Source organism: Salinispirillum sp. LH 10-3-1, from assembly GCF_030643825.1.
Classification (GTDB): Bacteria; Pseudomonadota; Gammaproteobacteria; order Pseudomonadales; family Natronospirillaceae; genus Salinispirillum.
In genome coordinates this window covers 59,008-70,979 of sequence record NZ_CP101717.1, presented here as the reverse complement: position 1 = coordinate 70,979, position 11,972 = coordinate 59,008, and the positions used below count along the sequence as shown (strand labels likewise).

7 protein-coding genes are annotated in these 11,972 nt (G+C 54.0%); 6 read left to right on the top strand and 1 reads right to left on the bottom strand.

The window, feature by feature from the left end:
• Positions 1–28: 28 nt before the first annotated feature.
• A complete protein-coding gene (gene gshB, locus NFC81_RS00300) occupies positions 29–976 on the bottom strand; it encodes a glutathione synthase (protein WP_304995535.1) in 948 nt (315 codons plus the stop codon).
• Positions 977–1,177: 201 nt separating this feature from the next.
• On the opposite strand from gshB, the gene pilG reads away from it, so the two are divergent.
• The 6 genes from pilG to NFC81_RS00270 all read left to right on the top strand — a co-directional run bounded on the left by pilG (position 1,178) and on the right by NFC81_RS00270 (position 11,970).
• A complete protein-coding gene (gene pilG, locus NFC81_RS00295; RefSeq protein WP_304995534.1) occupies positions 1,178–1,558 on the top strand; it encodes a twitching motility response regulator PilG in 381 nt (126 codons plus the stop codon).
• 21 nt (positions 1,559–1,579) lie between these two features.
• Positions 1,580–1,942, top strand: a complete 363-nt coding sequence (pilH, locus tag NFC81_RS00290) for a twitching motility response regulator PilH (protein WP_304995533.1) — start codon at positions 1,580–1,582, stop codon at positions 1,940–1,942.
• Between the two features lie 69 nt (positions 1,943–2,011).
• Positions 2,012–2,551, top strand: coding sequence for a chemotaxis protein CheW (locus NFC81_RS00285; protein WP_304995532.1), 540 nt, complete (start codon positions 2,012–2,014; stop codon positions 2,549–2,551).
• Between the two features lie 52 nt (positions 2,552–2,603).
• Positions 2,604–4,694: a methyl-accepting chemotaxis protein gene (locus NFC81_RS00280; RefSeq protein WP_304995531.1), complete on the top strand. Its 2,091-nt coding sequence runs from the start codon at positions 2,604–2,606 to the stop codon at positions 4,692–4,694.
• Positions 4,695–4,714: 20 nt separating this feature from the next.
• Positions 4,715–5,602 carry a protein-glutamate O-methyltransferase CheR gene (locus tag NFC81_RS00275; protein WP_304995530.1) on the top strand — a complete coding sequence of 296 codons (888 nt, stop codon included), beginning with the start codon at positions 4,715–4,717 and terminating at the stop codon, positions 5,600–5,602.
• A 2-nt stretch (positions 5,603–5,604) separates the two neighbouring features.
• On the top strand, positions 5,605–11,970 hold the full coding sequence (locus NFC81_RS00270; RefSeq protein ID WP_304995529.1) for an Hpt domain-containing protein: 6,366 nt from the start codon (positions 5,605–5,607) through the stop codon (positions 11,968–11,970).
• Positions 11,971–11,972: the final 2 nt, after the last annotated feature.

Below are 11,972 nucleotides of genomic sequence, written 5' to 3'. Positions count from 1 at the left end.
GGTATCATCAATTCTCGGAGCATTTTCTCTAGGCCTTATGGCGGGCGATGGCATCCATCAGCAAGCCGCCAATATCGGTCTGATAGGCCGCATCGATTTCCCGGATGCAGGTCGGGCTGGTGACGTTCACCTCTGTCAGGTACTCACCTATTACATCAAGACCCACAAACAGCAAGCCCTTCTCTTTGACCACTGGCCCAATATGGCGGGCGATTTCCCAGTCGCGCTCACTCAATGGCTGGGCGCGCCCAGTACCACCGGCGGCCAAGTTTCCGCGCGTTTCACCGCTCTTCGGAATGCGGGCCAAGCAATAGGGTACGGGTTCACCGTCCACCAGTAAAATACGTTTGTCGCCTTCTGTGATCTCTGGCAAGTATTTCTGTGCCATGATCAACTCTTTACCTTCCAGCGTCAGCGTTTCAATGATCACAGAGACATTTGGATCGTCGGCTTTTAAGCGGAAAATGGATGAGCCACCCATGCCATCCAACGGCTTAAAGATAACGTCGCCATGTTCGGCGTGAAAAGCGCGCAATAAATCCGCACTGCGTGTAACCAAATGCGCTGGCGAAAACTGTGGGAACCAAGTGGCATACATCTTCTCGTTGCAGTCACGCAATGCTTGCGGTCGATTCACCACCAGAGTGCCACGCTGTTCAGCCATTTCCAAAATATAGGTACTGTAAATGTATTCGTTGTCGAACGGCGGGTCCTTGCGCATCAAGATGGCATCCATGCTGGCTAACGGCACCTGTTCAGGTTCGCCAAGACTGTAATAGTCTTGTGGGTCACGACGCACGGTCAGGGCTTGCACCAAACCCCTAGGCTCTCCATCAGCCACAAACAGGTCTTTTTGCTCCAAATAAAACAGAGACCAGCCACGATCGGCCGCTGCCCATAGCATGGCCAGCGTACTGTCTTTTTTGTAGGCAATGCGCTCTATGGGGTCCATTACAACTGCAACGCGCAACGACATAGCCAATCCTCAATTTTTTTCGTTTGTTTTGACGTTGATCTCATTCTAACTGATTTACAACAAAATGCAGTCACTCCGAACGCCTGCACCTATGGCACCGATCTGTGAACTATGGTAAAAACAGCTGGTTGAATTAGAGTTACGCTGTGCGCGTCTGGAAGCTGTGCGCAGTATAAGAATAAATTACCCATAGGGTCTGGTATGGACAACGCATTTGAAAACCTGAAGGTGATGGTCATCGATGATTCCAAGACCATCCGGCGCACCGCCGAAACCTTACTGAAAAAAGTAGGTTGTGAGGTGATCACCGCAACCGATGGCTTCGACGCCTTAGCCAAAATTGCCGACTCAAAGCCGAATATTATCTTCGTCGACATCATGATGCCACGCCTAGATGGTTATCAAACGTGCGCTTTGATCAAAAATAACAGCTCCTTTAAACATACGCCGGTGATCATGCTGTCCAGCAAGGACGGCCTATTTGATAAGGCGAAAGGACGAATTGTAGGATCAGACCAGTACTTAACAAAACCGTTTGGCAAAGAAGAGTTGCTGGGCGCTATCCGAGAACATATCAGCTAAAGAAATGGTGCAGTAGATACTATGGCAAAAATACTGATTGTGGACGACTCACCGACTGAGACTTACGCCTTCCGGACCATGTTGGAAAAGCATGGTCATCATGTGATTGCTGCAGAGAATGGCGCCGATGGCGTAGCCATGGCGCGCAAAGAGCTGCCCGATATTGTGTTAATGGATATCGTTATGCCCGGTCTCAATGGTTTTCAGGCGACCCGCCAGTTATCCAAAGGTGACGATACTGCGCACATTCCCGTTGTCATTGTTACTACGAAGGACCAGGAGACCGATAAGGTTTGGGGCAAGCGTCAGGGTGCTCGTGGCTACCTGGTTAAACCGGTCGAAGAACAAACGCTGCTGAATACCATCGCCGATTTAATCGGCTGATACCGTCCAGCATAATAAGAATGCGCCGCCGCCTGACCGCGACAAGCGCACAAGATATCACAGCGACTTATGGCACAAGCAACGACCCCATATCAGGCCCTGCTCACACTGACCGAGCGTTACCGCAAGGTGGCCTCTGGCCTGCCTGCACAGGAAGCCTTTGTCGAAACATGGACAGGCATTGCCTATCGCATTGCCGGCTGCTCATTGGTAACACCAATGAACCAAGTGGCGGAAATCCTAACCCCCCCACCCTTTACTCGATTACCGGGTGTACAACCATGGGTGCTCGGGGTAGCCAACGTACGCGGGCGCTTGGTACCCGTGTTGGATCTCTGCGGCTATTTGGGTGTGGAGTCCGAGGCTAGCCGTCAGAGCCGACGCGTATTGATCGTCGAGTTAGACGACTTGCTGTTCGGTTTGCGTGTCGATCAGGTGATCGGCATGCAGCATTTCAATGTGGACAACAGACAAGACGACACCGTCGATTTGCCGACCGTCTTTGAAGATTACACCACGGGTGCGTACCAGTGGAACGACGAAAGCTGGAATTTGTTCTCCATGGAGAAGCTCATCAGCCAGCAAAAATTCATGCAGGTCGCCGCCTAATACGGCGCCCTGCTGACAACCATAAACCGGGGTACGAACGGGAGTTCGCAACATGAAAGCAAACAAAGGCAGCATTCTGTCTATTGTCGCCAGTAACAGGAACCTGTCCGTCTACATGACGCTGGCTCTGATCTTACTGTTCACAGTAGGGGGTTTTATCACCCTAATCAACAACGATGCAGCGAACGATCGCGAATACTTGGCCTACGCCAGTGACTTAAAAGTACTGTCGCAGGAAATTTCTAAAAACGCCACCGAAGCCGCCGCAGGTAAAGACGATGCTTTCGCCTTGTTGCAGCAATCACGTGATCAATTTCAGCGCAGCTGGGATGCGATTCTGACCGGCAGCCCGGAAACTGGCTTACCCCCCGTCAACCGCAATGTGGTCGACCCTGAACCGCTGGAACGTGTTTGGCTGCGCGTGCGGGTTAACGCCGACCAAATCTTGGAGTCGCGCCAAACCATTCTGAACATCCATAATTTGGCCCGTACCATGTCGGAGCGAATTCCGGTAATTCAGGTCGAAAATGATGCCGTCATTGAGATCATGCTGGATCAAACATCCGATCCGTCTCAGGTAGCAGTGGCGCAGCGGCAAAACTGGCTGGCTGAGCGCATCATTCGAAACATCAATAACGTACTGGTAGGTGGCGACGCTGCCGTATTGGCCGCTAACTCATTCAGCCGTGACGCTGAACTGTACGGCCGAATTCTCGACGGCCTGATCAACGGCAATCCTGACCTTAGCTTACAGCAGATTTCAGACCCGGAAGCAGTGTCGCACCTGAATAACATCATGATCGACTTCGACCGGGTCAGTAACTCGGTTGACGAGCTGCTACAAACCTCAACTGAATTATTCCAGGTACGTGAAGCCGCGAACCAAATCTTCGCCGACTCGCAAGCCTTGCTGGATCGTGCCAACCAAATTAATGACCAGATCGAAATGCTGCCGGAAAGCCGTTTGGCTAAGCCACAGTTCGCCATCATCATGGCCTTAGCCGCGACCGCCCTGATCATCTTGTCGATCATGGAGATCTACCGCGCTCAGGCACGTAACTTGGTGCGCACAGAAGAACAGAACGAGCAGAACCAGAACGCCATCTTGCGTCTGCTGGATGAACTTGCAGACCTCGCCGACGGTGACTTGACCACTCAGGCCACGGTAACTGAAGATTTCACCGGTGCCATCGCCGACTCCATCAACTTCGCCATCGACCAAATGCGTCAACTGGTAGGCGCTATCAACGCGACCGCGGTACAGGTGTCTTCGGCCGCCCAAGAAACGCAGGCCACGGCCATGCACTTGGCGGAAGCCTCAGAGCACCAGGCACAAGAGATTGCTGGCGCGTCAGCGGCGGTGAACGAAATGGCCGTGTCGATCGACCAAGTATCAGCCAACGCCGCCGAGTCGTCTGCGGTAGCAGAGCGATCGGTAGCGATCGCCAAAAAAGGTTCCGACGTGGTACAGGCGACCATCAACGGCATGGATAACATCCGTGAGCAGATTCAGGAAACATCAAAGCGTATTAAACGCTTGGGTGAATCGTCACAGGAAATCGGTGACATCGTATCCTTGATCAACGACATCGCCGACCAAACCAACATTCTGTCTTTGAACGCCGCGATTCAGGCCTCGATGGCCGGCGACGCAGGCCGAGGCTTCGCGGTAGTAGCCGACGAAGTACAGCGCTTGGCAGAACGTTCATCTGCGGCAACGAAGCAGATTGAAGCCTTGGTTAAAACGATCCAGTCGGACACCAACGAAGCCGTTATCTCGATGGAACAGACCACCTCCGAGGTGGTCAGCGGGGCCCGCTTGGCACAAGACGCCGGTGTGGCACTGGAAGAAATCGAGAACGTATCGCGCAGCTTGGCTGATTTGATCCAGAACATCTCGAACGCTGCTCGTCAGCAGGCGTCGTCCGCGGGTCACATTTCCAATACGATGAACGTTATCCAGGAAATCACCACGCAGACGTCAGCCGGTACCATGGCAACGGCGAAGAGCATCGGTAACCTTGCCAAACTGGCCAACGATATGCGTGCATCGGTAGCAGGCTTTAAGCTGCCAGAAGAGCGCGATACCGACAATCTGGATGACTTGATTGCATTACCCGACGACAACGTCAGTGCTGCCTGATCCGATACAAGGCCGGAGCCATGAAGCGTACGATGTCCAGCAGCAACATAGTGCAGTGGCCCATGGCCAGTGATACTACCTTTGACGACCAGCAGTTTGCGCAATGGAGGGCGCTGCTGGAAGAGCGAACGGGTATGGAAGTCACCGCAGCACGACGTAGTTTTCTGGAGACCAGTATTCGCCAGCGCATGAAGGAAGCCGGTTTTACCGGCTTTCAGCGCTATTTCGAGCATGTCAGCAATGACAGCATCATTAGCAGTGAGTGGTATTTACTGGTCGATCGGCTCACGGTTCAAGAAACACGTTTCTTCCGTGACGCACACGCCATGGAGTTGGTGGCAGAGCACCTGCGCGCCATCTGGCAGCGCTCTAACGACCCGGTGCAGGTTTGGTCGGCAGGGTGTGCAACGGGCGAGGAAGCCTACAGTTTAGCTATGATCATGGCTGAATTAGCACGCCGCTACCCCGATCAACGCCACTTCAGCGTTACCGGTTCGGATATCAGCGCTCCCGCCGTTTTGAAGGCACGCCTGGGCACTTACACCGCACGCAAACTGGAACCCGTGCGCGCCGCTTGGCAACAACGGTACTTTACCGCCGAAGGCAACAGCATGGTGGTAAAACCCGAACTCAGCCAGCGCGTGTGCTTCACACGACTGAATGTTACCGAAACCGAGCAAGCTCCACTGCAGAATATGGATGTCATCTATTGTCAGAACCTGCTGATTTACTTTCGTCGCTGGCGCCGCCGCGACATCGTCACACAGTTTGTAGATAAATTGCGCCCTGGTGGCTTGCTGGTACTCGGTCCCGGTGAACTGATCGACTTCAAGCACGACCAATTGGTCGCGATACCCAATAAGCACTGCCTAGCGTTTTTAAAAAAACGCTCGGATAGCATGGAGTAAGCATGGGTCATCGTCATGACTACACGGCCCTGGACTGGGTCCACAAAGAACTGGGCGAAACGCTGAATCAAGCGCAATTGGCGCTGGCGGCGTTTGAAGATGATAACAGTGACGTTACACGCCTACAGTTCTGTTTGAATTACTTGCACCAAGTGCGCGGCACCTTGGACATGGTGGAGGTGTATGGCGCGGCCTTATTAGCCAGTGAGCTAGAGAAGCTAGCAGCCTTTTTGGTCAGTCGGCCAGAACGCGCTAACAATGACCGCCTTTCGGTATTGCTACAAGGCATCTTGCAACTGCCCACTTATTTAGAACGCTTAATGCGTGGCGACAGTGACCAACCACTAATTCTGGCTCCGCTGCTCAATGACTTGCGCGCCCAGCGTGATGCCTCCAGCCTCGCAGTCGCACGGCTTTTTGCCCCCGACCTAAGGCATGAGCAAGCACGCCTGGCCGAACCATTTCTGCTCGAGCAAATGCCGGACGATCAGTTGCCGCACCTGCAGAAATTGCATCAGCTCTACCAACTGTCGCTGTTAAATCTGCTCCGCGGTCACGAGCCCGCCGAAGCCCTGAATTACCTGTGCAAATCGACCCATCGTATCGCCACCGAATACGGTGATTGTGGTTTGGGTATGTTTTGGAGCATTGCCACCACATTATTGGATGCTTTACGTCAGAATAAATTGGCGCTTAGCCAGGATTTACTGCGTCTGCTCAGTCAACTGGACCGTGTATGGCGTCAGCAATTGCGGGCTCTGAAACGTCATCAGACGCCGCAGATTGACCATTCCGCACTCACCACCATGCTGTACTTTGTCGGCCAAGCGAGCGCTGATCACCCCGGTGTGGCGAGCTTACAAGAACGCTTTGTGCTGTCGGAAGCACTCTTGTCCGAACAACAAGTCAGTTCGCGCCGTCAGCAAATGCAGGGGCCTGATACTCATACCGTCGATAGTGTCGCCCGAGTACTCGTTGATGAGCTGGCCACCGTTAAAGAACAGCTGGACCTGCTGGTTCGAGCGAGCGATCGCCAACCAACACAGTTACAGCCATTGATCGCGCCATTGCAGCAGATCAGCGACACCATGGATTTGTTGCAGATAAAACAAGCTCGCCGCGTTCTAGACGAACAAATTCAGCACCTCGATAATTTGTCACATCAGACCTCGCTTGATGACGAAAGTCTGATGGATATTGCCGGCGGCCTGCTTTACGTCGAAGCTACCCTGTCGGGTTTAGCGCAAAGCGGTATGGACGATGAGCAGTTTGATTCCATGGGCAATGAGCTCAGTAATGCTCATATTGCGCTAATTCGCGAAGTACGCAACAGCATCGAAACCTGTAAAGAAGCCATTGTTGCCTACTTGGGGACTCAATGGGACATTGAGAAACTGCGCGACGTTCCGGCTGAGCTTCACCAGATACAGGCCAACCTGAATATTATTCCGCTGTACAACGCTGCGGTGGTGGCAGACGGTTTACAGACCTATGTTGAAAGCGAACTGTTGGTACCCAACCATGCACCTGAGTGGCAAGACATGGATCGCCTGGCTGATGCATTGGTTGGTATCGATTACTATCTTGAGCGACTACCGCGTGACCGCGGTGAAGACGGAAACGATGCTATTTTACAGCGAGCTGCTGACAGCCTTGCGGCCCTGGGCTATCCGGTTAACCTGTCCAATGGGCAGCAAGATACACCGCCCCCTGAGGACGCGGTTAATCAAGCGCTGGATGACTATTTTGGTTTCATTGATCAGCTCGATGAAGCCGGTATTGATGCCGCCATTGCAGCCAGCGACGAGCCGCATGACGAGGCCAGCGCTGAGCCGAATGTAACAGCAAGCATCGAAGACAGCGCAGACAAGGTTGTTAAGGAAGCACCGGAAGTCGCGACGGACTCAGAATGGCCGGAATACCGGGCGATGGATCTCGACGCCCTGGACAGCAAGCGCGAAGGCGACCTCGACTTGCCCCCCGCACCGCAAGACGAAGCTGAAGAAGCCGACGAGCCATCCGAAGCTGCGGCGCCGGAAGTTGAGGCAACTGCCGCAAACGACGATGACGACCTGATTGATGATGATATCCGTGAGATATTTCTCGAAGAAGCGGACGACGTACAGGCGGAGATCGCTCAGTGGTTCCCGGCTTATTGTGCCGACCCTGACAACAAAGAAGCACTGGGGGAATTGCGCCGCGCCTTCCACACCCTGAAAGGCAGTGGTCGTATGGTTCGGGCCATGGTCATCGGCGAACTCGGCTGGTCGATTGAGAACATGCTGAATCATCGGCGTGACGGGGTTATCCCACACAGTGACGCCCTCGTCAGCTTGATCGAAGACGTTAACGCCATGCTACCGCAGTTGGTGAGTGACTTTGCGCAAAATACGCCGTCGGACACCAAAGCGGTGGACCAACTGCGTGACCGTGCCAGTGCGATCATTGCGGGCGAACACGACGTCATTGAGCCCTTTGACGATGGCCTGGATGCCTACGTTGAGGATGACAGTGAATTCGAGGAAGCCGCCGAAACCACCGAAAGCGCTCCGGCCGCCGTCGAAATGTCCGACGATAAAACGAGCGACGAAGCACCCAGTGATACCGACCAAGCGCGACTATTCGCTATTTTCAGTCACGAAATTCACAACCACCTGACTACCATAGAAGAATTCTTGCATGCCAGCGCAGGCGACCCGACCGCCAACGTCACCGATTCGCTGCAACGAGCACTACACACCATTAAAGGCAGCTCTCACATGGCGGGTATCGAAGCCATGGCCAACCTGGCCGGACCAGTCGAGCAGCTGATTAAATCATTGCAAGTCTATCGACTGCCTGCGACACCTGCCGTACAGCAATTATTGCAAGACACCGTTGCCATTGCGTCAGACCAGCTCAACTCCGCCAGTGACCAAACGGCTATCGTACCCGCACCCGATTCGTTCTTTGATCAGCTGAAAGATCTGAATGCCTGGGTGGCGGACAGCGCAGCAGCCGCCGGTAGCGAATCGTCCTCCAGCCTGATGTCGATCTTCCTGAATGAGGCGATGAATACGGTATTGGATGCGGAAGATACGCTGAAAGCGTGGCAGGAAAGTGGCTTAGAGTCGCATCGCGTTACCGCCTTGCAACGTGACCTGACTACACTGGCCGATGCCGCGCGCGCTATTGATCTCTTGCCGCTGAGTTCACTCGCCAACCAATTAGTTGTGCTCTACGAATACTTGGCGGAACAGCCACCGACTGATGCTAATGATCCGGTATTCAGCTCGCTCTATGAAGCACACGAAGCTGTCATCGATATGATGGATCGTTTGGCCGCTGGACAAAGCATCCAGACGCGGCACGACATCGAAAGCGAACTTGCGGAACTGGCTGGCGCACCTTTAGCAGGGCCTGCAGAAAAGCCCCAAGAGGCACCTGAAAGCAACAGCGGCACGGCGACGGCCAGTACGCCATCGTTAACCGATAGTGCAACACCGGTCACTGAAGAATGGTTTTCCTTGAAGTCCATGGACGCCGACATCCTGGACGTCTTTCTGGAAGAAGCCAACGAGCTTCTGGAATCTATCCAGCGCGAGCTGGAGACTTGGCGTGACGCGCCTGACAACCTTAAGCCGGTTGCCGACTTGCAGCGTGATCTGCATACGCTGAAAGGCGGCGCTCGCATGTCCGAGGCCACACCTGTAGGCGATTTAGCGCATGAACTGGAATTCCTGTACGAAGGTCTATGCAATGGCCAGTTAACGCCGTCCGATGACTTGATGTCACTTATTATGCAAGGGCAGGATAAGCTCTCTGACATGGTGCATGACATCATTGAAAACCAAGGCTGTTACGCCGCCCCAGCCTTAATCAATGCGATCTATCGAGCCCGTCAAGGGCTGCCACCCGAGCTACCAGTCCAAGAAGACCCTCGTGGTGACCTCAGTGCGGCGCGCGCGCGCATCGTCGCTGAGTCAGACGATGAGCCGCTGTTAAGCTTTGATGAATTGGAAACACTCGACAGCGACATCCTTGAAGTGTTTGTTGATGAAGCGGTCGAATTGCTGAGTGAGCTTGATGAAGCCATTGCACAATGGCATGAAGATCCAACCAATGAGCTCGCCGCCGACGAAATGAAGCGCGTATTGCACACGTTAAAAGGCGGCTCTCGTCTGGCTAGACTGCCCTCTATGGGGGTACTGAGTCATGAACTGGAAAGCTTCATCGTGCGCGCCCAAGAACAACGGGCACCCTTGGACGATGCTTTTTTCGCGCATCTGCTGCAACAGTACGATCAACTGAGCGTGGCGGTTGAGCAGCTGCAACAAATTGCCAGTAGTGACGGCCCTCAGGTAGCCGAACCTGACGACAGCGCGGCACCTAAGGCCCCGGGCAATGTGGTGCCTTTCCAGCATCGTCCACAACCCGATGAGGCGGCAGAAACACCCGATGTACCGGCACCTCGTAACGCAAACGCTGGTACCCACAAGGGTTCCGCCGGTGCAGCCACCGCAGCGCGGCGGGCCCCACAAGAAACGGTGAAGGTCAGCGCGAGTTTGTTGGAGAACTTGGTTAACCTGGCAGGCGAAACCAGTATTTCGCGCGCCCGGCTTGAAGAACAAGTCAGTGATATGGGCTTCACGCTGGGCGAGCTGGATACCACTATTGAACGCTTGCGTGACAAAGTACGTCAGCTGGATATGGAAACGGAAGCACAGGTACTGTTCCGCCAAGAGCGCGCCGAAGAGTCGAACTACGAAGACTTTGACCCACTGGAAATGGATCGCTATACCCAGATTCAGCAGCTATCGCGTTCCTTGATGGAAACAGCTTCCGACTTGATTGATCTGCGCTCAACATTAGCCAACAAATCACGCGACGCCGAAACCGTGTTACTGCAGCAGTCGCGTATCCATTCCGAGTTGCAAGAAGGCTTGATGCAAACTCGCATGGTGCCGTTTTCTCGCCTTGTGCCCCGCTTGCGACGTATCGTTCGGCAAGTGGCAACAGAGCTTGGGAAAGACGCCCGTTTCGATGTATTGAACGCCGAAGGCGAGATGGACCGCTCGGTACTGGAGCGCATGGTGTCGCCGCTGGAGCACATGCTGCGCAATGCCGTCGATCACGGTATTGAAACCATGGCGGCACGAGAAGAGGTTGGTAAGCCTAACCAAGGTCACATTGTACTTTCTCTGGCTCGTGAAGGCGGCGATGTGGTGCTGAAACTGCAAGACGATGGCCACGGCATTGACGTACAGTCAGTGCGCCGCAAAGCCATTGAGCGTGGCTTGATGAGCGCTGACAGTGACATGCCCGAAGACGAAATCCTACAGTTCATTCTGAGCAGTGGTTTCTCGACCGCTCAGAAGGTTACACAGATTTCCGGACGCGGTGTCGGTATGGATGTCGTGCACAACGAGGTTAAAGCCCTTGGCGGCACTATGGAAATCAGTACCGAGCAAGGCCAGGGCACTACCTTCCTGATCCGGTTACCGTTCACTGTATCGGTAAACCGCGCCCTGATGGTCGCCAGCGGCGATGACATCTACGCAATTCCATTGAACACCATCGACGGTATCGTGCGTATGCAGCCCGCCGAGCTGCGCAACTATCTTGAGCATCCAGACAAGCACTACCCCTACGGTGACAAGCAGTATGTGATAAAGCCGCTAGGGCAGTTGCTCCGCAATGAACACGAAGTTCACAGTGACGAAATTGCTTTGCCACAGCCCATCATTTTGATCAAGGGAGGGGATCGTAACGAATCCGTTGCTTTGCACATAGATCGCTTAATGGGCTCGCGTGAAATCGTCGTAAAAACACTGGGCCCGCAGTTTGCCACGGTTCCCGCAGTGTCAGGCGCGACCATACTTGGGGATGGTAGCGTGGTCGTCATTCTTGATGTGCCGGCCATGTTGCGTACCTCGCTCTCGACCTTGGTACACCATGCCGATGACAACAATGTGCCAAAAAATGTAACGGCACTACCCGTACGTAAGCGGGATCTCGACACCACAATCAACGTCATGGTGGTGGATGATTCAGTCACGGTGCGTAAGGTTACCAGCCGCTTGCTGACGCGCAATGGCATGGAAGTCATTACTGCGAAAGACGGTGCCGATGCCATGCTTTTGCTGCAGGATCATGTACCGGACATCATTCTGCTAGACATTGAGATGCCACGCATGGACGGCTTTGAGGTGGCTAATCGCGTGCGCCACACTGAGCGATTGCAAAGCATACCCATCATCATGATTACCTCGCGGACCGGGCAAAAGCACAAAGATCGGGCACTGGAAATCGGGGTTAACGACTACATGGGAAAACCGTTCCAGGAGTCGCAGTTGCTGGACGCCATCCAGCGCCTCGTGCTGAATTGATA